This is a genomic window from Psychrobacter sp. ANT_H3 (assembly GCF_027919975.1).
Taxonomy (GTDB): Bacteria; Pseudomonadota; Gammaproteobacteria; order Pseudomonadales; family Moraxellaceae; genus Psychrobacter; species Psychrobacter maritimus.
The window spans coordinates 82290-107082 of the sequence record NZ_JAQISM010000019.1 but is presented as its reverse complement, the minus strand read 5'-3'; the positions used below and the strand labels follow the sequence as shown (position 1 = coordinate 107082).

General features: G+C 42.7%; 35 protein-coding genes and 1 pseudogene. 4 read left to right on the top strand and 32 right to left on the bottom strand.

Annotated features, from left to right (window positions below; all coding sequences use genetic code 11):
- Positions 1-69: 69 nt before the first annotated feature.
- Both ilvN and PG901_RS10530 read right to left on the bottom strand, forming a co-directional pair.
- On the bottom strand, positions 70-567 hold the full coding sequence (gene ilvN / locus PG901_RS10535) for an acetolactate synthase small subunit (RefSeq protein ID WP_183621152.1): 498 nt from the start codon (positions 565-567) through the stop codon (positions 70-72).
- Entirely contained in the window at positions 567-2399 is a 1833-nt protein-coding gene (locus PG901_RS10530) for an acetolactate synthase 3 large subunit (protein WP_201562782.1), read from the bottom strand. The genes ilvN and PG901_RS10530 overlap by 1 nt, the downstream gene beginning before the upstream one ends.
- Before the next feature lie 844 nt (positions 2400-3243).
- On the opposite strand from PG901_RS10530, the gene PG901_RS10525 reads away from it, so the two are divergent.
- Positions 3244-3744, top strand: a complete 501-nt coding sequence (locus PG901_RS10525; protein WP_201562632.1) for a DUF4124 domain-containing protein — start codon at positions 3244-3246, stop codon at positions 3742-3744.
- Between the two features lie 57 nt (positions 3745-3801).
- On the opposite strand, the gene PG901_RS10520 is transcribed toward PG901_RS10525, so the two are convergent.
- Positions 3802-5595, bottom strand: a complete 1794-nt coding sequence (locus tag PG901_RS10520; RefSeq protein WP_271134377.1) for an NAD(P)H-hydrate dehydratase — start codon at positions 5593-5595, stop codon at positions 3802-3804.
- Positions 5596-5788: 193 nt separating this feature from the next.
- On the opposite strand from PG901_RS10520, the gene queG reads away from it, so the two are divergent.
- Entirely contained in the window at positions 5789-7036 is a 1248-nt protein-coding gene (gene queG / locus PG901_RS10515) for a tRNA epoxyqueuosine(34) reductase QueG (RefSeq protein WP_271134376.1), read from the top strand.
- Between the two features lie 117 nt (positions 7037-7153).
- On the opposite strand, the gene lysM is transcribed toward queG, so the two are convergent.
- The 6 genes from lysM to PG901_RS10485 form a co-directional block, all read right to left on the bottom strand.
- The gene (lysM, locus tag PG901_RS10510) at positions 7154-7663 is read right to left on the bottom strand and encodes a peptidoglycan-binding protein LysM (RefSeq protein WP_201562638.1); all 510 of its coding nucleotides are present in this window, start codon (positions 7661-7663) and stop codon (positions 7154-7156) included.
- 340 nt (positions 7664-8003) lie between these two features.
- Entirely contained in the window at positions 8004-8240 is a 237-nt protein-coding gene (acpP, locus tag PG901_RS10505; RefSeq protein ID WP_025652201.1) for an acyl carrier protein, read from the bottom strand.
- A gap of 283 nt (positions 8241-8523) precedes the next feature.
- Positions 8524-9258 carry a 3-oxoacyl-ACP reductase FabG gene (gene fabG, locus PG901_RS10500; protein ID WP_265088596.1) on the bottom strand — a complete coding sequence of 245 codons (735 nt, stop codon included), beginning with the start codon at positions 9256-9258 and terminating at the stop codon, positions 8524-8526.
- On the bottom strand, positions 9249-10217 hold the full coding sequence (gene fabD, locus PG901_RS10495; protein WP_271134375.1) for an ACP S-malonyltransferase: 969 nt from the start codon (positions 10215-10217) through the stop codon (positions 9249-9251). The genes fabG and fabD overlap by 10 nt, the downstream gene beginning before the upstream one ends.
- Positions 10218-10636: 419 nt before the next feature.
- On the bottom strand, positions 10637-10819 hold the full coding sequence (gene rpmF, locus PG901_RS10490; protein ID WP_079691010.1) for a 50S ribosomal protein L32: 183 nt from the start codon (positions 10817-10819) through the stop codon (positions 10637-10639).
- 328 nt (positions 10820-11147) lie between these two features.
- Positions 11148-11741 (bottom strand): YceD family protein, encoded by a 594-nt coding sequence (locus PG901_RS10485; RefSeq protein ID WP_271134374.1) that lies wholly within the window; start codon positions 11739-11741, stop codon positions 11148-11150.
- A gap of 251 nt (positions 11742-11992) precedes the next feature.
- Between PG901_RS10485 and PG901_RS10480 the strand changes: the two genes are divergently transcribed.
- Both PG901_RS10480 and PG901_RS10475 read left to right on the top strand, forming a co-directional pair.
- Positions 11993-12736 (top strand): elongation factor P hydroxylase, encoded by a 744-nt coding sequence (locus PG901_RS10480; protein WP_271134373.1) that lies wholly within the window; start codon positions 11993-11995, stop codon positions 12734-12736.
- 284 nt (positions 12737-13020) lie between these two features.
- Positions 13021-13641: an L-threonylcarbamoyladenylate synthase gene (locus PG901_RS10475; RefSeq protein WP_201619949.1), complete on the top strand. Its 621-nt coding sequence runs from the start codon at positions 13021-13023 to the stop codon at positions 13639-13641.
- Positions 13642-13725: 84 nt separating this feature from the next.
- Here the strand turns inward: PG901_RS10475 and rplQ are convergent, their stop codons facing one another.
- The 23 genes and pseudogenes from rplQ to rplV all read right to left on the bottom strand — a co-directional run bounded on the left by rplQ (position 13726) and on the right by rplV (position 24792).
- Positions 13726-14085 (bottom strand): 50S ribosomal protein L17, encoded by a 360-nt coding sequence (gene rplQ / locus PG901_RS10470; RefSeq protein ID WP_183621142.1) that lies wholly within the window; start codon positions 14083-14085, stop codon positions 13726-13728.
- Between the two features lie 19 nt (positions 14086-14104).
- Complete coding sequence (locus PG901_RS10465) at positions 14105-15112, bottom strand: DNA-directed RNA polymerase subunit alpha (RefSeq protein WP_068408445.1); 1008 nt, start codon at positions 15110-15112, stop codon at positions 14105-14107.
- 81 nt (positions 15113-15193) lie between these two features.
- The gene (rpsD, locus tag PG901_RS10460; protein ID WP_011279807.1) at positions 15194-15835 is read right to left on the bottom strand and encodes a 30S ribosomal protein S4; all 642 of its coding nucleotides are present in this window, start codon (positions 15833-15835) and stop codon (positions 15194-15196) included.
- Positions 15836-15883: 48 nt separating this feature from the next.
- On the bottom strand, positions 15884-16273 hold the full coding sequence (gene rpsK / locus PG901_RS10455; RefSeq protein WP_010196728.1) for a 30S ribosomal protein S11: 390 nt from the start codon (positions 16271-16273) through the stop codon (positions 15884-15886).
- 20 nt (positions 16274-16293) lie between these two features.
- Complete coding sequence (gene rpsM / locus PG901_RS10450) at positions 16294-16650, bottom strand: 30S ribosomal protein S13 (protein ID WP_021813384.1); 357 nt, start codon at positions 16648-16650, stop codon at positions 16294-16296.
- Positions 16629-16838, bottom strand: coding sequence for a hypothetical protein (locus tag PG901_RS10445; RefSeq protein ID WP_201624038.1), 210 nt, complete (start codon positions 16836-16838; stop codon positions 16629-16631). Before PG901_RS10445 ends, rpsM begins: the two co-directional genes overlap by 22 nt.
- A gap of 66 nt (positions 16839-16904) precedes the next feature.
- Positions 16905-17021 carry a 50S ribosomal protein L36 gene (rpmJ, locus tag PG901_RS10440; protein ID WP_010196721.1) on the bottom strand — a complete coding sequence of 39 codons (117 nt, stop codon included), beginning with the start codon at positions 17019-17021 and terminating at the stop codon, positions 16905-16907.
- 32 nt (positions 17022-17053) lie between these two features.
- Positions 17054-18385, bottom strand: coding sequence for a preprotein translocase subunit SecY (gene secY, locus PG901_RS10435; protein WP_201629504.1), 1332 nt, complete (start codon positions 18383-18385; stop codon positions 17054-17056).
- 19 nt (positions 18386-18404) lie between these two features.
- Positions 18405-18845 carry a 50S ribosomal protein L15 gene (rplO, locus tag PG901_RS10430; RefSeq protein ID WP_068034621.1) on the bottom strand — a complete coding sequence of 147 codons (441 nt, stop codon included), beginning with the start codon at positions 18843-18845 and terminating at the stop codon, positions 18405-18407.
- The gene (rpmD, locus tag PG901_RS10425; protein WP_068408453.1) at positions 18845-19024 is read right to left on the bottom strand and encodes a 50S ribosomal protein L30; all 180 of its coding nucleotides are present in this window, start codon (positions 19022-19024) and stop codon (positions 18845-18847) included. Before rpmD ends, rplO begins: the two co-directional genes overlap by 1 nt.
- Before the next feature lie 20 nt (positions 19025-19044).
- Positions 19045-19560 (bottom strand): 30S ribosomal protein S5, encoded by a 516-nt coding sequence (rpsE, locus tag PG901_RS10420; RefSeq protein WP_010196711.1) that lies wholly within the window; start codon positions 19558-19560, stop codon positions 19045-19047.
- A gap of 2 nt (positions 19561-19562) precedes the next feature.
- Positions 19563-19913 (bottom strand): 50S ribosomal protein L18, encoded by a 351-nt coding sequence (gene rplR, locus PG901_RS10415; RefSeq protein WP_149490924.1) that lies wholly within the window; start codon positions 19911-19913, stop codon positions 19563-19565.
- An 11-nt stretch (positions 19914-19924) separates the two neighbouring features.
- The gene (gene rplF / locus PG901_RS10410; protein WP_183621140.1) at positions 19925-20458 is read right to left on the bottom strand and encodes a 50S ribosomal protein L6; all 534 of its coding nucleotides are present in this window, start codon (positions 20456-20458) and stop codon (positions 19925-19927) included.
- 224 nt (positions 20459-20682) lie between these two features.
- Positions 20683-21081, bottom strand: coding sequence for a 30S ribosomal protein S8 (rpsH, locus tag PG901_RS10405; RefSeq protein ID WP_201562649.1), 399 nt, complete (start codon positions 21079-21081; stop codon positions 20683-20685).
- Positions 21082-21092: 11 nt separating this feature from the next.
- A complete protein-coding gene (rpsN, locus tag PG901_RS10400) occupies positions 21093-21398 on the bottom strand; it encodes a 30S ribosomal protein S14 (RefSeq protein WP_011279798.1) in 306 nt (101 codons plus the stop codon).
- A 12-nt stretch (positions 21399-21410) separates the two neighbouring features.
- Positions 21411-21947, bottom strand: coding sequence for a 50S ribosomal protein L5 (gene rplE, locus PG901_RS10395; RefSeq protein WP_102077550.1), 537 nt, complete (start codon positions 21945-21947; stop codon positions 21411-21413).
- Positions 21948-21968: 21 nt separating this feature from the next.
- On the bottom strand, positions 21969-22286 hold the full coding sequence (gene rplX, locus PG901_RS10390) for a 50S ribosomal protein L24 (RefSeq protein ID WP_011279796.1): 318 nt from the start codon (positions 22284-22286) through the stop codon (positions 21969-21971).
- An 8-nt stretch (positions 22287-22294) separates the two neighbouring features.
- On the bottom strand, positions 22295-22663 hold the full coding sequence (rplN, locus tag PG901_RS10385; RefSeq protein ID WP_010196702.1) for a 50S ribosomal protein L14: 369 nt from the start codon (positions 22661-22663) through the stop codon (positions 22295-22297).
- Between the two features lie 181 nt (positions 22664-22844).
- Positions 22845-23120 (bottom strand): 30S ribosomal protein S17, encoded by a 276-nt coding sequence (rpsQ, locus tag PG901_RS10380; RefSeq protein WP_201562651.1) that lies wholly within the window; start codon positions 23118-23120, stop codon positions 22845-22847.
- Positions 23117-23314: a 50S ribosomal protein L29 gene (gene rpmC, locus PG901_RS10375; protein ID WP_011279794.1), complete on the bottom strand. Its 198-nt coding sequence runs from the start codon at positions 23312-23314 to the stop codon at positions 23117-23119. The genes rpsQ and rpmC overlap by 4 nt, the downstream gene beginning before the upstream one ends.
- Positions 23314-23727, bottom strand: a complete 414-nt coding sequence (gene rplP / locus PG901_RS10370; RefSeq protein WP_183621137.1) for a 50S ribosomal protein L16 — start codon at positions 23725-23727, stop codon at positions 23314-23316. Before rplP ends, rpmC begins: the two co-directional genes overlap by 1 nt.
- Positions 23667-24459: pseudogene (gene rpsC / locus PG901_RS10365) on the bottom strand (30S ribosomal protein S3). The gene rplP and the pseudogene rpsC overlap by 61 nt, the downstream one beginning before the upstream one ends.
- A gap of 3 nt (positions 24460-24462) precedes the next feature.
- Complete coding sequence (gene rplV / locus PG901_RS10360) at positions 24463-24792, bottom strand: 50S ribosomal protein L22 (protein ID WP_068408473.1); 330 nt, start codon at positions 24790-24792, stop codon at positions 24463-24465.
- Position 24793 lies beyond the last annotated feature (1 nt).

The window sequence follows — 24793 nt, the reverse complement described above, 5'->3', positions numbered from 1 at the left end:
ATGTTAAGTGTTGAATAAATAAGTTTAAAATACCAAGCTTAAAACCGTATATTTTGCAATAAACGCTGATTATAAGCTTAGCGTTTTTTCGCCGCGTGCAATACCAATCACACCCGAACGCACGACTTCCATGATACGTTCGCGGCCAATCACATCGATAAAGCCGTCAAGCTTGGCTTTGTCACCGACGATTTGAATGGTATAAAGGTTTGAATTTACATCAACGATTTGTGCGCGGAAAATATCTGCACTACGTTTAATCTCTTCACGTACACCGCCTGTCGCTCGTACTTTGATTAGCATAAGCTCGCGTTCAACGTGTACGTTATCTGATAGATTAAGCACTTTAACCACTTCAATCAATTTATGCAATTGCTTGGTGATTTGTTCAATTTTTTCAGGTGACGTAATAGTGGTTAACGTTAAGCGAGAAATACTCGGATCGTCTGTTGGGGCAACGTTCAAAGTTTCGATGTTGTAGCCACGTTGAGAGAACAAACCAACCACTCGCGACAACGAACCCGCTTCGTTTTCCATCAATACCGAAATCAGATGTTGTTGTTGCATTAGGTACGCTCCCCTTTTGTTAACCACATATCACGCATCGCTTGCCCAGCGATTTGCATCGGATACACATGCTCGTTACGATCGACATAAACGTCGATAAATACCAATTTATCTGTCATGGCCATGGCTTCCGCCAACTGTGCTTCCATAGTCGCAGGATCAGTAATCTTAATACCGACATGACCATAGCTTTCGGCCAATTTGACAAAATCCGGTAATGAATTCATATAGGACTGTGCGTGACGACCTTCATACAGCATGTCTTGCCACTGTTTTACCATACCTAACTGGGCGTTATTTAGGTTTAATATTTTAACTGGCAAATTATACTGTAGGCAGGTTGAGAGCTCTTGGATATTCATCTGAATAGAGCCTTCACCGGTAATACAAACCACGTCGCGCTCAGGATTGGCAAGCTTCGCCGCCATTGCGTATGGCAGGCCAACGCCCATGGTACCAAGACCACCTGAGTTTAGCCATTGACGCGGCTCATTGTAGGTATAGTAAAGCGCCGCAAACATCTGATGCTGACCGACGTCACTGGTGATAATCGCGTTACTATTAGTCACTTTATCTAAAGCTTGCACGACCGCTTGTGGCTTAATGCCATTGTCAGTGCTGGTGTCATAACGCAGGCCATGACGCTTACGCCACTCGTTAATTTGTGACCACCAATCTAACAATGCATGTTGTTCTAGCTCTTTATCATCACCGACAATCTCTATGATATCGGTAAGGACAGATTTGACATCGCCCACGATCGGAATATGCGCATTAATCGTTTTTGAAATAGACGTAGGATCAATATCAATATGAATAATCGTCGCATTCGGACAGAATTTTTTGACATTGTTGGTCACGCGGTCATCAAAACGCGCCCCAATTGCCAAGATGACGTCAGCATGATGCATGGTCATGTTGGCTTCATACGTGCCATGCATACCAAGCATACCTAAGAACTGACTATCAGAGCCAGGAAAGGCACCCAAGCCCATTAGGGTATTGGTTACTGGTAAATTCAAGCGATGCGCAAGATGAGTCAGCTCTTTATGTGCATTACCTAAAACGACCCCGCCACCAGAGTAAATGATCGGGCGCTTAGCAGCAAGCAGCGTTTCAACCGCTTTTTTAATCTGACCACTATGACCTTTTAATGACGGCTGATATGAGCGTATAAATACCTCTTTCGGATATTCATAAGCAAATTTCTCGCTAGGCGCGGTCATGTCTTTTGGCACATCGATGACCACAGGACCGGGGCGTCCAGACTGGGCAATATAAAAGGCTTTTTTGACAATCATAGGAATTTCGCTAGCATGGCGCACTTGAAAGCTATGCTTCACGATAGGACGCGATACACCAACCATATCGGTTTCTTGGAAGGCATCTTCACCGATTAGGCTACTAGGTACCTGACCTGCGATGACCACCATCGGCACAGAATCCATAAAGGCAGTGGCAATAGCCGTCACCGTGTTGGTAGCGCCCGGACCTGAAGTCGCTAAGACCACCCCTGTCTGACCTGTGACTCGCGAATAAGCATCTGCCATATGACCGGCTGCTTGCTCATGACGTACTAAAATATGCTCGATATTCTCTTGTTGAAACAAGGCATCATAAATATGCAGAACAGCACCGCCTGGGTAGCCAAAAATATATTTGACCCCTTCATCGGTGAGTGATTGTACCAACATCTCAGCGCCAGATAGCATCACAGGCTGATCGCTACCTTCAGCAAGGCGTTGTTGCTTCTCTTCAAAATTTTTGGCGGCATTACCCGTTTGGGTATGTCCAGTCATATTCGGACTTTGCGTGGTTTGCGTCACTGTCATCACCTTTTTTTGTGGCAAGTATTGGCGTTTATTTATAAGAGAAAACCACGATATTTACATAGGGTTGTCTGGCTCTTAAAATAAATACGAATCCTTGTCCATATCAAGAATGTGTGCCCACTATATTTAAGTAACGCTGTTTTATAAGACAGCAAGCCACTCAAACACAGCAATATATGTAAGGTCAGTATTGTGACAGGAGTTTATCGATAGACAAGTGACAAGATGCGAATGCATCTATAAAAGAAGCTTATTATTTGTGATGAATACGAGCTTACGCTAGTAATAAATAAATCGATAGCGCATGAAAAACAAATCTCAAAATGGTGACACGTTATAGGATCGCTAAATCTTATAACCTGTTTAATGAGTAAATGTTACAGCCACACATTATGCCCTATTTTTACTACAGCCAAATCTTAGCAAACACACTAATAATAAGTTTATCTTAGTCATTGTAGACGGATAAGTCCGGAGACAATAAATATAGCATCTGATAACCATTGCGATAATGACCATCTGTTTTATATTCTTGTCACAAAGAAAATACAGCTAAGCGAGCTACTGATAAGCAACCGCTAGTCCTTATTTTCAAGTGCCACGGCAATATCATAAAAGCCGCTCACTGACCAATCAACTGCTATTATATTCGGTGGTTTGGGCACCATTGTCAAGAAAAACTTCTAAACCCTAACCCTAACTATTAGTTATTAAATAATGTACATTTATAAGTATTATTTGCTAGAATCAAACACTAATGTATTTATATTGTTATTAAGACGTTTAAATATTATCCTTAACTGATAAATATATCCGTTTTTTACCTATTAAGAGGGTTGTTACCATGGCATATGCGTCTACGATAAATACCGCTGCCAAACTGCTTATGAGTATCAGCACGGCGTGTATGCTCATGCTACCAATCAATGCCAGTCATGCCATTCAGGTTTATAAGTCTATCGGCGCGCATGGTGAGGTAAAATACAGCCAACATGCCCCGCAAGATGGCAGAAATATCGAAGTGATTGAATTTCGCAGTGATGGTAGACAAAGTAACGCTGGGCAATTAGCTGGTAAAACTGAAGCCAACCAAGCGGCACCACAAAGCGCAGAAGAACAGCGGGTTGCGCAGTTAGAGGCGCGTATCAAAGAGCAAGAGGCGCAGGCCAATGCCCAGCGTTGCCAGTCATTACGTAACAATTTGACCAACCTCAATGTTGGCGGACGTATTTATGAGATGGATGCCAACGGTAAACGTCAATATTTAGATGGCCGTGAAATTGAGCTAAAGCGTGAGCGCGTACAGCAAGCCATCAACCAATATTGTAATGGCGCCAAGACCTAATTTTAATTATTTTTAACAATGTTAGCACCGCTCTATTTAATGCTTATCCGTTATTAGTTATTTAGTAATCAATTGCATAACATGACGAATAGCAGCGGGCATATCTTGCGCTTGTAAGCCTCGTTGACCGACCAATAATGACCTATCATTATTGGTCATACTTTTTAATTTCCCCGTTTGTTTGACTAAGCAGTCTCCTGCCAATCCATGAAGAAGCACCGCTTGGTGCAAACTACGCGCTGCTTGGTTTAAATCTTCTTGAGCTAGTAGACCTGCAATCACACCTGATAGCACATCGCCCATGCCAGCGCTTGCCATGCCAGCGTTACCGACGCCGCAAACATAAACATGATGCTCTGCTTTATCCTGTTCCAAAATTAACGACCCTGCGCCTTTTAATACCCAATCTCCACCATATATCTTGGCACACTGTTTTATCGCTGCTAACCTATCAGCTTCTAGCTCACTAATCTTTTTATTTAATAACTTAGCGGCTTCACCACTATGCGGGGTGAAACAAACCTGATGCTTAGCACTATGCTCTTTTAACTTCGCTACCAGTTGATGCTCATCGAGTTGTAATGCTGCCAAATGATACAGACCATCCGCATCAATGATTATCGGCTTACCTTCTCTTATCGCAGCTTCAATATAAGTGATAAACACTGCTTTTGCTTTCTGATCACGGCCTAGTCCCATACCGATAGCCATCACACTGGCTTCATTGATAAGGTTTTTTACCCCATCGGTATCATGTAAATTCATCGTCATTGCATCTGGTAACGACGTTAATAGCGCCCCATGAAATGCCTCGTGACAGGCGACAGTAATTTTACCAGCCCCTGTTGCCATCGCACTCGATGCTGAAAGGATAGCGGCACCGCCCATCCCTTGGGAGCCATCAATACGATTACCACCAATGATTAATACATGTCCATAGCTGCCTTTATAGCTGTTTTGCCGACGAGGATTTAAAGCATGCGCAGTCGTCATTAATTTGGCAACTGGCTTAAATGCCTCACTATCTATTTGATACGGTATCAGCGGTATATCCATCACTTCTCCGCTATAATCCATACCATCTTTAGTATGCAAACCAAATTTACGCGCAATTAAGCATAGTGTCGCATCAGCTTGCACCGCTATTTGGTCGAATACTTGACCCGTAGAAGCAACCAATCCGCTGGGAATATCAACCGCAATCGCCAAAGCACTATCATCCTGAATAGCAGCATTAAAAGCGCAAATTGCCTGCTTATAAATATCTGTAGGCGCGCGATCTAAACCAATACCGAATAGCGCATCGATATAAACATCCGCTTGCCACTGCTTATTTACTTTCTCATTGTTATTGTTATTGTTATTGTCATTATAATTACTGTCTTCAAAGTGCTGATAAGAGCAGTTAGCAGACAACGCTATCTGTAGCGCTTTTTGTGCATCCGATAGCGCACTTTCCTTATTAAGACATTGCGTTGTATTAGCTATCTCAAACTCATGACTATCAAAACCAACGGCTATGATCTCTACTTGCCAGCCCATTTGCTGCAAATAATAAGCAATCAGCCAACCGTCGCCACCGTTATTCCCCTTGCCCACCCAAATGCTGACTCGATGCGAATAAGCAGGACGACGGTAAAATTCAATATTATCTGATTCATGAATATTGATGGATTTTTGCTCATACAGCGCTGCAATATACTGTGCCATCTGCCATGCCGCTTGTTTCATCAGTCCAAAACTATCATGCCCGTCTGTAAACCATGCCTGCTCCATGGCATAAAGTTGTTTACTGTTATACAGCGCAATAGGCATAGTGCTATTTGCTAATAAATTGACTGGTACTGGCATGGTTGATTCTCGCTTATTTTATTTAATAGCTTTGTTATTTTAATAATAGGATGACGTATCATCCCTATGAGCTTATTCAAATGTTAGGTTCGATTAGATATCAGTATAAATCCAGATTTATTTATTTTGCTACTTGCGCTCTTAGCTCACTGGCTTATCATACAGCTATTCACATTATCATTTATAGCTCACTATGAATAGCAAATCCCAACCTACTCAGTCTCAGTCTCAGTCAATAGAGCCAAACACACAGACGTTAGCAGCGCAGACGACTACGCCCAATCATGTACGACAAACAAAAATTGATGTTAATAATGCCCCAACCTTTGCAACGCCAGCCGAGGTAAAGCAATGGATTAAAGCCCAATCCCAAGCTCTAGGCTTTGCTGACTGTGGTTTTTTATCGGTGCATCATCCTTTATTTGTTCAGCAGACTGAGCGACTACAGCAATGGCTAGCTAAAGGTTATGAGGGGCAATTGCAGTTTATGCATAATAACCATCATTTGCGTGCCCATCCCGAACAGCTGGTAGAAGGCGCGAAAACCATCATCAGCGTACGCATGGATTATTTAACCCAAACTCCAATCCCGCGGGCGGTCACTGATAATGCTTATCCCAATCAAGGTATCATCGCCCGTTATGCTCGAGGCCGTGATTATCATAAGACAATGCGTAGTCGCCTTAAGCAATTGGCATTAAAAATCGAAGCCATGCTTCCTGAATGGCAGCATCTTAATATCGGCTCAGAGCAAGATTTTATTTTTAGACCTTTTAGTGACTCTGCTCCTATCTTTGAGCGCCCTATTGCCGACGCAGCAGGTCTTGGTTGGACGGGCAAACATACCCTACTCATCAACAAACAAGCTGGCTCATTTTTTGTGTTGGGTGAGCTGTTTATGAGCCTCGAGCTGCCCGATGATGAGCCAGTCAAAGAGCATTGTGGCAGCTGCAGCGCTTGTATCGACATCTGCCCTACCCAAGCGATTATCGCGCCCTACGAGCTTAATGCCTCTGCCTGTATCTCTTATCTCACCATTGAGCACGATGGCATCATAGACACCAAATATCGCCGCGCCATTGGTAATCGTATCTTTGGCTGCGATGACTGTCAGCTTATTTGCCCATGGAATCGCTACGCCAACCTGACATCGGTAGAGGACTTTGCGCCGAGGCACAATCTTGATAGCAGCAGTTTACTTGAGCTATGGCAATGGCAGGAAGCAGAGTTTATGAAGAAGACCGAAGGTAGCCCACTGAGACGCACGGGTTACGTGAATTTTTTACGTAATATTGCCATTGCTCTTGGCAATGCGGATGGTAGCGCAGAAATAACCTTTCAACTTCAGCAAAAACTGGGCATCCATAATGCCATGCTCGATGAGCATATTACTTGGGCTATCAAAGAGCAGCAGGAAAAATCAGAAAGTTCTAAGCCATAACTTCTATAGCAAATATACCAAAAAAAATGCCTCTTATTTTAGTAAGAGGCATTTTTATTAGCGTGTAACTTTAAATATTTATGTTTAAAAGTCTATATTTTAATATTCAAAATCATCTTATGGCTTAGGAATACGTAGTACTTGACCAGGATAAATCTTATCTGGCTCAGAAAGCATCGGCTTATTGGCTTCGAAGATTTTCATATAATCGTTCGCTGAACCATAAACGTCTTTTGCGATTTTAGACAAGCTATCACCAGATTTTACCGTATACATGGTAGATTCAGGTGCATCTTCTTCGATATCGATATTATCGATGACTTTAGCAACATTTTGCACGTTACCGATAGCAATAATGGCTTTTTCACGGTCTGCTTGTGTTTTCGCTTTACCACTGATTTCAGCAGTATCGGTTGAGCCGTTGTATTTGATTTTTAAATCGCTGATATTCAGGTTTTGTTGCTGAATACGACGCAGTAAAATATTGGCAACAGACTGAGCTGAAGGCTCACTGCTTTGTACTGGAGTATTGGCATCCGCTTTGGTTTCTGCTTTAGCGTCATGCTTGGCATCATCACGGTTAAAGATTTTATCACCGATATCTTTTGCAAAACTGAACATACCCATATAACTGCTCCTTAAAATATTATTAATTATTATGCATGGTTATTTTTACGATGATAACGCCTAGCGGTTACCACCCTTTTTTGTTTACCATTATGAGTATAAGCAAAGGCATCAGCGATGAATAGTAATAGTATGTTGAGTAATGTTGATTTGGCGTAGCTTATGTTAACGTAATCGTTAATGGTAACGAGTAATGTATAAAAGCTATTACGGCAAATTAAGAAAGACGATAATAGTAGCCAGACGATATTTATAAAAATAAGCTATAAAAAATAAGCAAAAAAAACCGCTTATCTATCAAGATAAACGGTCATATCAAACGGTTTAAGCTAATCGCTAATTATAGCTGCGCTTGCACGTAATCAATCGCTTTTTGAACCGTGGTTAGCTCTGCTGAATCTTCATCAGGAATAGTGATGCCAAAATCGCTTTCAAATGACATAACCAATTCAACTAGGTCTAATGAATCAGCGCCTAAGTCTTCCATAAATGATGCATCGTTGTTGATGTCTTCAACATTCATACCCAATTGTTCTGCTACTGCAGCTTTAACTCTTAGCTCGGTATCATTACTCATGTAGATTTCTCCTTTTTGATCTATTATTTTGACAAATTGCTATAGTCCCGTATTGGGCACTATAGCATTATATATAAAATGGGATGTTCAGATTAATATGGCTGTCTGAGTGCACTATAACCAATTATACGTTTTGACTAATGTCTGGTAAAGCCTTGCTATCATACAGGGCTTTGACAAAAAAGTATCCGTCATTATAGCACCCTTTATTATAGTTTACACTCGTTCACAGAGTTTTTTATTATAAGTATGTAACGCTTAATTAGAATAATAAATCCTAATGCTACATATACATACCACCATTAACCGGAATAATCGCACCGGTGATATAGCTGGCTTCATCACTCGCTAGGAATGAGACCGCTGCAGCGATATCTTCTGGCTGACCAAGACGGCTAATCGGCACCGCATCGAGCATTGAATTTAGTAAGCGCTCATCGAGCTCATCGGTCATGTCTGTTTCAATCAAACCTGGGGCGACACAGTTAATGGTCACCTGTCTTGAGCCAATCTCGCGCGCCAGCGTACGGCTAAAACCTTCTACACCGGCTTTGGTCGCAGCATAGTTAGATTGGCCCGCATTGCCCATTTGGGCGACAACAGAGGTGATATTGATGATACGACCACGGCGCGCTTTCATCATACCGCGTACCGCACGTTTGCTCATACGATAAACTGAGGTTAAATTGGTATCAAGCACATTGTCCCAATCTTCATCTTTCATGCGCATCAATAAGCCATCTTGGGTAATACCGGCGTTATTGACCAATACTTGTACCGCGCCATAGACGCTTTCAATCTCTTCAAACAGCTTATCAATCTGCGCGGTATCACGTACGTCTAATACTCGACCAATACCGCCGCTATCGTGTAAATAATCATCAATAAGTGCCGCGCCTTTCTCTGTGGTCGCGGTGCCAATGACAAAATGGCCTTCTTTGGCAAAACGTTTGGCAACGGCTTTGCCAATACCGCGGCTAGCACCGGTCACTAATGTAATCGTACGGCTCATGATAATACCTCCATTAACTTATCTAGACGGGCGGGCTTGTCGGTAGGATAACTGGCAATAGGATGCGCTTGACGCTTGGCCAAATTGCTCAGGACATTACCACTGCCACACTCGATTAAAATATTAATTTGTTTATCCGCCAGCTCTTGCATGGTTTTTGACCATAGGACAGGTTCGCTTAACTGCTCGGTCAATGCCTGCTTGATGCCTGTGGCACTGGTTTCGACCCGTGCATGACGGTTTTGAATCACAGGAATAGTCGCTTGATCAAACTGAATAGCCGCTAGCTCTTCGGCCAAGGCACTGCTTGCAGGTTCCATAAGGGCACAATGCGATGGCACACTGACCTTTAAGGGAATGGCTTTTTTACCAGTATTTTGAACTTTATCAATGACGGCGTTGACGCCTGCGGCATTACCTGAAACCACCACTTGTCCGGGACTGTTAAAGTTTGCTGCCCCGACAATGGCATCATCAACATGCTCGGTAGCTTGTTCACACAAGTTCTCAACCCGGTGGTCTTCTAGACCTAGTACGGCTGCCATTGCGGTATCAATACCAACCACCGCCTCTTGCATCAATTGGCCACGTTTATGCACCAGCTTGACGGCATCAGCAAGCGTTATCACACCAGCCGCACAAAGGGCGCTATATTCCCCTAACGAATGACCCGCTAGGTAACAAGGCTTGTCTTTTATTTTTTGTTGTAAAATGCGCCACACAGCGATACTAGCAGTCAATAAAGCCGGCTGTGTGTATTGGGTTTGATTAAGCTTGTCTTCATCCTGACAAATTTCCCATAAATCTTCACCAAGCGCCGTACTCGCCTCAGCAAAGGTATCACGAATCTCAGGATAGGTTTCAGCAAGCTCACTCAGCATTCCGACGACTTGCGAGCCTTGTCCTGGGAACATGACTGCGATGCGAGTGGGTTGTTTCTTTATCATATCGGGTACAGAGGCCATAACCAATATTCCTTATTTAATTGGAAATACCCCTAAATTAATGGGGTGCATTATAGAATTAGAAAACAATTAGAAGATTTATGATATAAAGTGATGGCTATCATTATTCCTTTAAGACAGCTAACGGTGGTTAAACTATACACTGACGCAGGCCATTAGCATAGCTGCCAACAAGCCAATGGCGTAAAACGGTTTATTTATAATATTTACTGCTTAAATTTATAATATTTACTACTTAAAATGAATTACTGTTAAAAAACGAATAACAAAAAGCCAAGTTATCTAGCTACATAATATATGATAGCGAAATAACTTGGCTTTCGTTTGCTCAAACTGCTTGCCCAATAATAACTGTGTAAAATCATAGATAGTTATCGGAACTATCATCATTTTGCATCAACCATCAATTAGCAAATAACTTAAGCGTCTTGACTAACTTTAAACAACTGGCGACCACGATAGAAACCATCTTTAGTCATGTGATGACGGCGATGCTTTTCACCAGTGGTGGCGTCGATGCTTAACTCAGCGATTTCCATACGATGATGTGAACGGCGCATGTCACGACGAGAACGACTTTTACGACTTTTTTGAACAGCCATGATATAGCTCCTATACTTAAAAGGGATAAGCTTGAAATTCAGCTTTAATCGATACTGACAGAGGCTATATAATCACAACAACCTAAGTCTTACGCATCATTAGTTAAATAGATTGCCACACGTATTAAAGTGCTGACTACGTCTAAAATCTATAGTTCGTTTGCAAGGTCAGCTTCTCTCTGCCAGCGGCAGGTTGCTAGAATGCAATAAACGGGACATTATACGCATGTTTCGCGAATTAATAAAGCCCTGCTTTCCACTCTTCTGCAGAAAGCTGATAAAAGGTATAAAGCCGCCATTAATTTTGCCCATACTGCAAATTATACGACTACAACTTACCTTTTAACGAAGCTAACGCCGCAAAAGGATTTTCATTTTCTTCTTCTTCTGGTATTTCACCAAATTGCTCAACACTCATCTCGCAATCATCATGCTTTGGTGCCATAGGCGTTTTCAATAAAATCTCATCTTCGACCAGTTTTTTAAGCGGTAATAAACGCTCAGGAGCCGGCTCAGTGATAATTTCATCAAGCAATAAATAATCCTGCTCTTCACCGACCAAGCGCACTTGGCTTTCATTATCGAGCAATGCGATATCATAATCATCGGTCAAATCAATCGCAATCGGTTGCAAACAACGCTGGCAAGTTAACCATATCTCACCGGTTAAGGTAAAAGAGAGATGTAAAACATTATTACGGCGATAAAGATTGGCTTTAATCTGAAGGTCTGACTGTAGATGCTCGGTCGTCAGTAAGGCATTAAGACGCTCAAAAGAGCGCGGTGCGACTTGCCCTACCCATTCAAAACCACTGTCTTCCCATTTACTTAAGGAGATATGTTCTGGCAGATTCGCTGACGTAGGGGCTGATGCTTTATCAGCCTGAAGCGCTGAGGGCTTGTTTGTTGGGGTGCTTGACATGCGCGGCCTCATTCATCAAAAACGGTGTATAATATTGCCTGCCATACTAACGGAAAGCATGGATTAGCGCTAGCGCTAGTATGTTAAGATTTTTTGGCACTAACTTTAGTAATAGTTATAGCACTGGTTTTGATGCTAATTGTTGTACACTAATTTTCGCAAACGGGTTACCTCTTGCTTTGTTTTATCGGCGTGACTCTATTGTGCCTGTATAAAGCGCCATAAATCTCTTACTTGGTTACTATTTTAATATGATATCGCCTGTTATTGATCCTGATTTTTCTCACTTACTTTCTGCGCCTGACGCCAAACGTTTACTAAAACGTCTTCGGGCATTAGACAGTAAAAAACCCAATGATAATATTCAAAAAAAACCGCAGCTAAAAGCACTGGCGGAGCAATGGCAGCAGATTATCTGTGCTCAACATACAAAACCCTTTCCTGACAAGCCAATCATAGATGCACAAAGTGCAAATATCTCTAATGATAAAAATGAAGAAGCAGCGACTGATTGGCTGATAAGTTTATTCAATACCTTGTTTGCGGATCAAGAAGTTATCTTAGTGCGCGGCGCGGGCGAACCAGAGTATTTTCCTGCCAAAGACAATCAGCCAGCACGTATTGAATTTGCCCATGGTTTCTTTCAAAGTGCATTGCATGAATGTAGTCACTGGAGCCTCACTGGTAGCGAGCGTAGGAGCTTGAGCGACTTTGGCTACTGGTATGCGCCTGATGGACGCACGGCAGCGCAGCAGCAGGCATTTGAGCGTGTAGAGATTAAACCACAGGCACTGGAGTGTTTGTTTAGCTTGGCTTGCGGGCGTAATTTTCAAGTCTCACAGGACAATCTATTTGCAGACTTTGATACCAGCGCTAGCACCTTTGCTTATGATGTCTATCAACAAGCCAAAGCCTATATTGCTGAGCCTCATACGCTACCGCGTGATGCCAAAACGTTATTGCAGGCATTATTGACTATCTGTAGCGCTGCTTAGTTGCACAATACTGCTCACCTCATATTTGCTACTTATCAAAAACAATCCATTTTATAGCGTTAACGTTTCCCTACTCATAGTAACGCCGTGCCAATAAACTTATATTTGCTTTGCGCTATACTGGATAGGTAGCTTTAATTTTTTCTATGCTTAATTGTTTATTAGCATAGTTAGTCAGAAAAAAGTCTGATATTGAAATTGTTAGATTCAATCATGATGGATTAAATTTTTATATTAAAAAACCCTATATCAAGTAATCTATAATTATAAAATAAGGAATGATTATGCAAGTATTCTACATTCATCCAGAGAACCCACAGCCGCGACTTATCGAACAAGCGGCGGATTTATTACGCAGTGATCAGCTGCTTATCTACCCTACCGATACCAGTTATGCCTTTGGTTGCCGGCTAGGTGCCAAAGATGCACTAGAAAAGCTCAAGCAAATACGCGCGCTTGATGATAAGCATCAATTTACGCTGTTATGCCGCGACTTGAGTGAAATTGCCAATTATGCAAGCGTAGACAATGTACAATTTAAACAGCTAAAAGCCCATACACCAGCACCGATTACATTTATCTTAAACGCTACCAAAGATGTGCCTAAGAAATTGGCGCATCCTAAGAAAAAAACCATCGGTATTCGAGTACCGAGCAACCCTATTGCGCAGGCGCTGTTAGAAGCCATGGACGAACCTATTCTGACCAGCTCCTTAATACTACCCAATCGCGATGATATATTGGACGATCCCTTTGAGATCGAAGACTTACTGGGTCATCAAATAGATGGTTTGATAAATGCCGGTATTAAAACCACTAAGCTAACTACCATTATCGATATGACCAGTGGCCAGCCCGAGGTTATCAGACAAGGTGCGGCTGATGTCAGCTCGCTATTGTTATAAATAAAAACCTTTATAAATAAAAAACGCATAAAAAAAAGCTCCAATTAATTGGAGCTTTTTTTATCTTACAATTAGCGTGTAAAATTAGTCACGATCAACCAGTTCTACATAAGCCATTGGCGCATTGTCACCATCACGGTAACCGCATTTTACGATACGCAAATAGCCACCTGGACGAGCTTGGTAACGAGGACCAAGAGTACCAAATAGTTTGCCTACCATAGCTTTGCTACGCATACGGCTGAATGCCAAACGACGGTTAGCAACGTTGTCTTCTTTAGCCATAGTGATTAATGGCTCAGCAACGCGACGTAACTCTTTTGCTTTTGGTAAAGTTGTTTTGATCAGTTCATGCTCAAATAATGAGTTGGTCATGTTCTGAAACATTGCCTTACGATGACTGCCGGTACGACCCAGCTTGACTCCACTCTTACGATGGCGCATAGTCAAAAATCCTTAAAGTTTAACGGCTACGATAAGAAAAGCGATCATCAACACGAAGGTCAGCTGGCGGCCAGTTATCTAGGCGCATACCAAGCTCCAAATCTTTAGACGCTAATACGTCTTTGATTTCCGTTAATGATTTCTTACCAAGATTTGGGGTTTTTAGTAGTTCAGTCTCTGAACGCTGTACCAAATCACCGATATAGTAAATGTTTTCAGCTTTCAAGCAGTTGGCTGAGCGAACCGTTAGTTCGAGATCGTCCACAGGGCGTAATAGCACCGGATCAACCTCTTCTTTTTCTTTCACAGGCTCAGGCGCTTCTTCAGCTTCTAGGTCAACAAAGATAGAAATCTGTTGTTGTAAAATAGTGGCTGCTTTACGAATTGCTTCTTCTGGATCTATAGTGCCATTAGTTTCAAGCTCAATGATAAGACGATCAAGATCGGTACGTTGTTCTACACGTGCGTTCTCAACCTGATAAGCAACACGAAGTACTGGACTAAAACTTGCATCAAGCTTTAAGCGTCCAATCGCTTTAGTGTCACCATCTTCACGGCGCTGGTTAGCTGGCTCATATCCACGACCCATTACTACGCGCAAACGCATCTTAAGATGACCACGATCGCTTAATGTGCCTAATACCAATTCTGGATTGATAATGTCAACATTATGCGGCAAGGTGATGTCTGCAGCAGTAATAGTGCCTGGACCTTGTTTATCCAAGGTCAAAAATACTTCATTTTGGTCATGAAGGGTGATTGCCAAGCCTTTTAAGTTCAAAAGCAAGTCAAGCACGTCTTCTTGTAGCCCTTCAAGCGTTGAGTATTCATGGTCAACACCATCAATCTCAGCTTCAATGACTGCAGCACCAGGTAATGAAGATAACAAGATGCGACGTAAGGCATTACCTAAGGTATGCCCAAAGCCGCGTTCTAACGGTTCGAGCGTGACTTTCGCAATCGTTTCATTAACCGTATCCACGTTAATGGCATTCGGCGTTAGAAACTCAGTTGCACTTAGCATCATGATGTCACCTCGATTTATTAAACTGGTTTAATTAACGTCAATTGCTCAATGCTATTTTCATAACATCGAGCATCACGTTACTTACTTAGAGTATAGCTCAACGATCAAGCTTTCGTTGATTTCAGCAGGTAGATCAATACGATCAGGCGCTTTCTTAAACGTGCCTTGTAGTTTGCTGTGGTCAACATCTAGCCATTCTGGAATACCACGTTGTGTCGCTAGTTCGATAGCGTTTTTAATACGTAGTTGTTCGCGAGACTTCTCTTGGATAGCGATGACATCACCATCTTGCAACTGAATTGATGGAATGTTCACACGAACAAACTCATCACGGCCAGCTTTTTTCACCATCACAGTGCGATGGCTAACTAGCTGACGTGCTTCAGCGCGAGTTGAGCCGAAGCCCATGCGATATACTACGTTATCAAGACGGCTCTCAAGCATTGCTAACAAGTTTTCACCAGTAGCGCCACGCTTACGAGCAGCTTCTTTGTAGTAGTTTGCAAACTGACGCTCTAATACACCATAGATACGCTTAACTTTTTGTTTTTCACGTAATTGTAGAGAGTATTCTGAACTTTTATTACGGCTAACACCATGTTGACCAGGTGGACGAGCCGATTTTTTCGTTTTTACGTCGTATGGTTTAACACCAGACTTAAGGCCTAAGTCTGTACCTTCACGACGTGATAATTTGAGTTTTGGTCCAATATAACGGGCCATTGTTATGTCTCCTATAAGCTCTTATGATAAAAAGCTTCGTCTTTAATATTAGACGCGGCGCTTTTTCGGCGCACGGCAACCATTGTGTGGGATTGGGGTTACATCAGAGATGCTGTTGACTTTATAACCCAATGCACCTAGTGCTCTTACCGCAGACTCACGACCCGGTCCTGGTCCTTTGACCAAAACGTCGATATTCTTAACACCATATTCTTGAGCCGCTTTACCAGCGACTTCAGCTGCAACCTGAGCTGCAAATGGTGTAGATTTACGTGAACCACGGAAGCCTTGTCCACCTGAAGTGGCCCAAGCCAGTGCATTACCCTGACGATCGGTAATCGTAACAATGGTGTTATTAAAAGACGCATGGATATGGGCAATGCCCTCCGATACTGAACGACGAGCCACCTTTTTGCGACTGCGAGTGTCTTTTGCCATCTTTTAGCTTCCTAAGTTAATTATCTTTTGAGAGGGCGTGTCGGACCCTTACGAGTACGAGCGTTGTTCTTGGTGTTCTGACCTCTAACTGGTAAGTTACGGCGATGGCGGATGCCACGGTAACAACCAAGATCAACCAAACGCTTGATATTCATTGACACTTCACGACGAAGATCACCTTCAGTCATGTAATTTGCAACTTGTGCACGGATAGCATCTAACTGTGTATCATCTAACTGACTAACTTTAGTAGTAGGGGCAATGCCAACTGCTTCTAAGATTTTCTGAGCAGTGGTACGACCTACACCAAAGATGTAAGTTAGTGAAATAACAGCATGCTTATTATCCGGAATGTTTACGCCGGCAATACGAGCCATTGATTTCTCTCCATTAAAGAAAAATAAGCTTTATCTATAGATAAGGCGTTATTTTTCAGATTTGTTGCTGTCAATACTAAAGCTTTTATAATTATTATCGCTGTTTTGACTTGGTAACCAAGCCCATTCATTGACCATGTTATAAAAGATTTTGCATAAACTACGGCAAGTGGCGGATGATATCCCATCCGCCGTCATTTTTCAAGTATTAATTTAATTAGTAACTAAAGCTTAACACTTTAGAATACTAAATATTAACCTTGACGTTGCTTGTGGCGAGGTTCTGCGGTACAAATAATATGTACACGGCCTTTACGGCGCACAACTTTACAGCTACCACAAATCTTCTTAACTGATGCTTGAACTTTCATAGCATACTCCTTTGAGATATCGTACCGCTCATTTAAGGTTGAGTGGGCGATTGAATTAACGTCTGATCATGATATTGATGGGTCATCAAATGCGCTTGGATTTGCGAGATGAAGTCCATCACCACAACCACCATAATCAGTAACGACGTACCACCAAGTTGAAACGGTACACCAAACGATGACTGGACGACCATTGGCATTAAACAAATAACCGTCATATACATCGCGCCAATAAAGGTCAGTCGGTTTAATACATGATCGAGGTAACGCTGAGTTTGTTGTCCGGGGCGAATACCTGGGATATACGCACCACTACGTTTAAGGTTCTCTGCGACTTCACGCGGACTAAATACCAATGCCGTATAGAAGTAACAGAAGAAAATAATCATTGCGCCAAACAGAACCAAATATAGCGGTTGCCCTGGAGACAACACCAATGCCATATTCTGCAATACCTTTTGCGTTAAGGTAGGATCAGCCGATTGACCAACCCACTGCCCCAAACTTGCTGGAAACAACAATAACGAGCTGGCAAAAATGGCCGGGATAACCCCTGCCATGTTCAGCTTCAACGGCAAGTGTGACTGCTGCTGAGCATATATCTTGCGGCCTTGTTGTTGCTTCTGTGCATAGTTCACTGGTACACGGCGCTGAGCACGTTCAATATAAACGATACCAGCAGTCACCGCGATGCCTAGCAATACAAAGATAAAGAGTACAATCAAGTTCATCTGCCCTTGATTGACCTGTTCGATAGACTGCGAAATCATACCTGGCGTACCAGCCACAATACTCGCAAAAATGAGCATTGAGATACCATTACCTACGCCGCGCTCTGTAATCTGCTCACCAAGCCACATTAAGAACATAGCACCAGCTACCAATGAGGTAACCGCTGGAATATAAAAGGTCAGACCAGAAGATAAGGTAAGATTTTGACTGATTAAGCCAGCACACATTCCTAATGACTGTACTAGCGCTAACGCAAGTGTGCCCTGACGGGTGTACTTGTTTAGCTTACGTCGTCCCGCTTCACCTTCTTTTTTGAGGGCTTCAAGCGATGGCAGTACTGCAGACATCATCTGTACAATAATCGATGCTGAAATATATGGCATGATGCCAAGCGCCATGATGGACATACGCTCTAGTGCACCACCTGAGAACATGTTAAACATACTCAGAATGGTATTTTCGTTGCGCGAAAACAGATCAGCCAAGTTAACCGGATTGATACCCGGCACTGGAATATGTGACCCTAAACGATAAACAATCAATGCGCCGATTAAGAATAATAAACGCGTCCATAATTCATCATACTTACGTATAAATGCAAATGGATTGAGCGGTATACCAGCCGATGACATTGATTGTTTTGACACGTTACTACTCCTCGATGCTACCACCAGCAGCTTCGATTGCTTGCTTGGCACCTTTAGTCACTTTGATACCTTTAAAGGTATAAGCTTTAGTAACTTCGCCTGACAACATAATACGAGCGCGCTTCATGTCATGACGGATAAGGTTAGCAGCTTTTAATGTTTCAATGCTAACCACATCGCCTTCGATTTTGTTCAGTTCAGACAGACGAACTTCAGCAGTCGTCATGGCCATTTTACTGGTAAAACCAAATTTTGGTAGACGGCGATATAAAGGCATTTGACCACCTTCAAATCCTGAGCGAATGCTAGAACCTGAACGAGATTTCTGACCTTTTACACCACGACCACCAGTCTTACCAAGACCTGAACCGATACCGCGACCACGACGTTGGGCAGTTTTCTTTGCGCCAACACCTGGTGATAATTCATTTAATCTAAGTCCCATTACGCTTCCTCCACTTTTACCATGTAGTTGACGCGATTGACCATACCACGTGTTGAAGGAGTATCTTCTACTTCAACAGTATGACCAATACGGCGTAAACCCAATCCTTTCAAGCTCGCTTTGTGGCTCTTGAGGCGATGGGCACCCGATTTAAATTGAGTGACTTTCATTTTTTTCATCGTAACTCACCTAGTCTAAGTTAACCCAAGATTTCGTCTACAGATTTACCACGTTTCGCTGCCATCTTTTCTGGAGTTGACATATCACGTAAACCATTGAACGTTGCGCGAACAACGTTAGCGGTATTGGTAGAACCATAACATTTAGTCAAAACATCTTTGACACCAGCAACTTCTAATACAGCACGCATTGCGCCACCAGCGATTACGCCAGTACCTTCAGATGCAGGTTGCATATAAACTTTACTAGCACCATGACGTGCTTTGATTGGATGATACAAAGTTGCATCATTTAGCTCAACAGTAATCATATTACGTTTGGCAGCTTCTAGTGCTTTTTGAATAGCAGCTGGCACTTCACGTGCTTTACCGCGACCAAAACCAACACGACCATTGCCATCACCAACTACAGTTAGCGCGGTGAAAGAGAAAATACGACCACCTTTAACAACTTTTGCAACGCGATCAACGGTAACTAAGCGTTCTACTAGACCGTCAGTCTGTTCATTTTTATCATTTTTATCATTTCTAGCCATGATTAAAACTCCAATCCGTTTTCGCGAGCAGCTTCAGCTAAAGCTTTAACTCGACCATGATATTTAAAACCACTACGGTCAAAGGCAACTTTAGTGATACCAGCTGCTTTTGCGCGTTCTGCGATCAATTGGCCCACAGACGTCGCTGCATCAGCGTTACCAGTCGCGCCTGAACGCAAACTGCTGTCTAAGGTAGATGCCTGAGCAATCACTTCACCACCGTTCGGAGAGATAATCTGGGCATAAATGTGTTTCGGCGTACGGTTAACCGTTAGACGATGAACGCCCAAGAAACGGATATGTGCGCGGGTTTTCTTAGCTCGACGTAGACGAGCTGCTTTTTTATCAAACATTTCAACTCACCTTATTTTTTCTTGGCTTCTTTGCGAATCACATGCTCGTCACTATAACGAATACCTTTACCTTTATAAGGCTCTGGTGGGCGGAAAGCGCGGATATTAGCCGCTGCTTGACCAAGCTGCTGCTTATTGTTTGATTTCAAAACAATTTCAGTTTGCGTTGGTGTTTCAGCCGATACACCTTCAGGTAACGTATATTCTACTGGATGTGAGTAACCAACGTTTAGCGTTACTTTATTACCAGTAGCTTGAGCACGATAACCAACACCAATTAGTTGAAGACGTCTTTCGAAGCCTTCATTAACGCCTGTAACATAGTTGTTAAGCAGAGCGCGCATGGTGCCAGTGTGCATCATGGCTTCTTTTGAATCGACTGTAGGTGAGAAAATGATTGCATCATCTTCCTGTTTCAGCTCGACCAAATCATGCAGGCGTAAAGACAAATTGCCGTTCTTGCCTTTAACTTCGACCTGCCGATCGTTCAAAGTAACGCTTACGCCGTTTGGCAGCGTCACTGGGGCTTTAGCCACACGAGACATAGGAATATTCCTTAAAAAATTAACTTCTTTATATTAGCGAAAAAACTAACAGGCTAAAAAGCCTGCTAGTTTAGCATAATTGTTCCCAATAAACATCATTCAATTTTATCAATATCAAATGCTTAGCGTTCTTTGAGCTTCGTTAGCTCTATGCAGAGTTATCAGCAGCTCAAAGGGGTTCAAGTAGACTTTATCGTCTCATTACCCATAGCAACAATTGCTAATTAGGCAACGAATGCAACGACTTCACCACCGATACCAGCAGCGCGTGCAGCACGATCGCTCATGATACCTTGGCTAGTTGATACGATAGCAACACCCATACCTTGTTTAACAGTAGGGATAGCGTCTTTACCGCGATGCTGGCGTAAACCAGGACGGCTAAAACGTTGAATCGTTTCGATAACAGCTTTACCTTCGAAGTATTTCAATTCGATAGATAAGGTTGCTTTGTTGTTGTCTTCTTCAGTAACAACAGCGCTAGCTACATAACCTTCACTAACCAATAAGTCAGCGATTGATTTACGTAGTTTAGAGCTCGGCATTGCTACCGATACTTTATTGGCCATTTGTGCGTTACGAATACGGGTTAGCATATCCCCAACGGTATCTTGCATACTCATATAGTTACTCCTTACCAGCTTGCTTTACGAACACCAGGCACATCGCCTTGCATGACACGCTCACGCAGCATATTGCGTGATAAGCCAAACTTGCGGAAGTAACCGTGAGGACGACCTGTGATAGCACAACGATTGCGCAGACGTACTGGTGATGCGTTACGTGGTAGAGCTTGTAGCTCTAACATCGCTTCCATACGAGTTTCGTCACTTGCAGTCATATCACTGATAGTTTCTTTTAGCTTGATACGCTTGTCAGCGTACTTAGCAACCATTTTTTCGCGCTTTAATTCGCGGTTAATCATGCTCTTCTTTGCCATAACGTCTTTACCTTATTTAAATGGGAAGCCGAATGCTTTAAGCAACGCACGACCTTCTTCATCAGTACCAGCTGACGTGGTGATTGTCACATCCATACCGCGGATACGATCAATCTTGTCAAAGTCTACTTCTGGGAATACGATTTGTTCTTTGATACCCAATGAGTAGTTACCACGTCCGTCGAAGGCTTTAGGTGAAAAACCGCGGAAATCACGAATACGAGGAATTGCAATGGCAATGAGACGATCTAAAAATTCGTACATTTGCTCACCGCGTAGCGTTACTTTACAGCCAATTGGCCATTCTTCACGAATTTTAAAGCCAGCAACTGATTTACGCGCTTTGGTGACAACAGGTTTTTGACCAGCGATAGCGGTCATGTCAGCTACTGCACCTTCAAGCAATTTCTTGTCTTGAGACGCGCCGCCTACACCCATATTTAGTGTGATTTTAGTGATTTTAGGCACTTGCATCACGTTCGCCAAACCAAGCTCTTCTTTGATTTGCTGCTTTAATTCTTCGTTATATAAAGATTTTAATCTTGCCATTACCATTACACCCTTAGTGTCTTACGCAGTCGCCACTACTTCACCGTTCGAACGATAGACGCGTTGTTTCTTGCCGTCTTCGCCGAACTGATAAGTAATACGATCAGCTTTTTGGGTTTGCGCATTTAATATTGCGACATTTGAGATATGCAGAAAAGCTTCTTGCTTAAGAATGCCACCTTCAACGCCAGTTGCCTGATTTGGCTTCTGATGTTTAGTGACAATATTAATGCCTTCAACTTTAATACGATCATTTTTTACAGCTTGTACAGTACCTTGCTTGCCTTTGTCTTTCCCAGCAATCACGATAACTGTATCGCCTTTACGTAATTTTGACATGGATTACCTCACAATACTTCTGGTGCTAGTGATACAATTTTCATAAACTGATCACCACGTAGTTCACGAGTTACCGGTCCAAAAATACGAGTTGCAATCGGTGCTTTGTTTTGGTTCAACAATACCGCAGCATTGTCGTCAAAACGCAGAACAGAACCATCAGGACGACGAACGCCTTTTTTGGTACGTACAACTACAGCATTCATCACGTCGCCTTTTTTAACACGACCACGCGGAATGGCTTCTTTAACCGTTACTTTAATAATGTCGCCAACTGATGCATAACGACGATGAGAGCCACCCAGTACTTTAATGCACTGAACTCGTCTTGCACCGCTATTATCTGCAACTTCCAGCATCGATTCAACCTGAATCATAGCGTTACTCCACACGTATGAGCAATAAAAACCAGTTGCTGCCGCTAGCACAGTATGAGTAGTCGGCATTTTAATAATAATAACCGCTGCTACTCTTAATGTGAGTGATATACGCTCGGCGCAATCAGCATCCTTAAAAAGGCGGCTATTTTAACAGCTTCTGGCTTTTAATGCAATTTACTTAGATTTTTTCTACTTTTTCAACCACTTCAACCAAAGTCCAAGACTTGGTTTTTGAGATTGGACGCGTTTCTTTGATGCGGACAAGGTCGCCTTGTTGGCAAACGTTATTCTCATCATGAGCCTTGATTTTTGTAGAACGACGAAGCTGTTTGCCATACAAAGGATGACGAACCAGACGCTCAATCAAAACTGTGATGGACTTGTCCATCTTGTCGCTGACAACTCGTCCTGTCAATACGCTAGCATTGGTCGCTGTTTGATTGTTATCGCTCATGAGTCGCCTCGTTGTTTCTCGTTAATCAAAGTCTGAAGCTGAGCAATCGCACGACGATTGACACGCACTTCATGGGTATTCCCCAACTGACCAGTTGCTTTAGCCATACGAATACGGAAAGCATCAAGTTGCTTTTCATCAAGTAACTGGGTCAGTTCTTCTAATGATTTATCACGTAATTCACTGATCTTCATTACATTATCGTCCGCTTAACAATGGTAGTTTTAAAGGGCAGTTTTGCTGCAGCAAGCGTTAACGCTTCGCGAGCAAGGTCTTCTGAAACCCCTTCGATTTCATATAGCATTTTACCAGGTTTGACTTCGCATACCCAATATTCTACAGGACCTTTACCTTTACCCATACGTACTTCTAGTGGTTTATTGGTAATTGGTTTGTCTGGGAATACACGAATCCAAATCTTACCGCCACGCTTAATTTTACGAGTGATGGTACGACGTGCTGCTTCAATTTGACGGGCAGTCATACGACCACGAGTCAATGATTTTAGACCAATTTGTCCGAATGCAACGGTGCTTCCACGATGAGCTAGCCCAGTGTTACGACCTTTGTGCATTTTACGAAACTTGGTACGTTTTGGCTGTAACATAGTTTAACCTCTGTCTGTGTTTCGACGGTTTCCGTTTCCACGACCACGGCGTTTTGGCGCACGAGTCTGCTCTTCTTTGACGGGATTATATACACTGTTCATGCCGTCAAGGATTTCGCCACGGAAAATCCAAACTTTTACACCGATAGTGCCGTAAGTTGTCTCTGCACGTACTGACGCGTAGTCAATATCAGCGCGGAGTGTATGCAATGGCACACGACCTTCACGGTACCATTCAGTACGAGCGATCTCAGCACCGCCAAGACGGCCAGACAACTCAACTTTAATACCTTTAGCACCAGAGCGCATGCTGTTCTGTACCGCGCGCTTCATCGCACGACGGAACATAACGCGACGCTCAAGTTGGCTGCCGATACCATCAGCGACCAAACGTGCATCAAGATCAGGTGAAGTGATTTCTTCAATGTTGACCTGAGCAGGTACGCCCATAATTTTGGTCAATTCTTTTTGAAGTCTTTCGATATCTTCGCCTTTCTTACCGATAACAATACCAGGACGCGCAGTGGCGATGGTAATCTTAGCAGCACCAGTAGGACGCTCAATCATGATATTGCTAATCATAGCATTATCTAATTTTTTGCGTAGATACTCGCGGACTTGGATGTCGTTGATCAGGTATTCTGAGTATTGTTTAGGGTTAGCATACCAGTTTGCGTTATGCTTTTTGACAACACCAAGACGAATTCCGATTGGATGTACTTTTTGACCCATAACTTATTCTCCTACCTTTATAGTGATGTGACAAGTACGCTTACTGATACGATCAGCGCGACCTTTAGCACGTGGTAGGATACGTTTTAGCGTAATGCCTTCATCAACGTAGATGGTTGATACTTTAAGGGTATCAATATCTAAACCGTTGTTATGTTCGGCATTGGCGATGGCTGAGTCAAGACATTTCTTAACGAAGACAGCGCCTTTTTTATTACTATACGTTAGGATATCCAAAGCACGCTCGATAGATTTGCCACGAACTTCATCAGCAACGAGTCTAACTTTTTGTGCCGAAATGGCGGCACCGCGTAATTTTGCAGTTACTTCCATG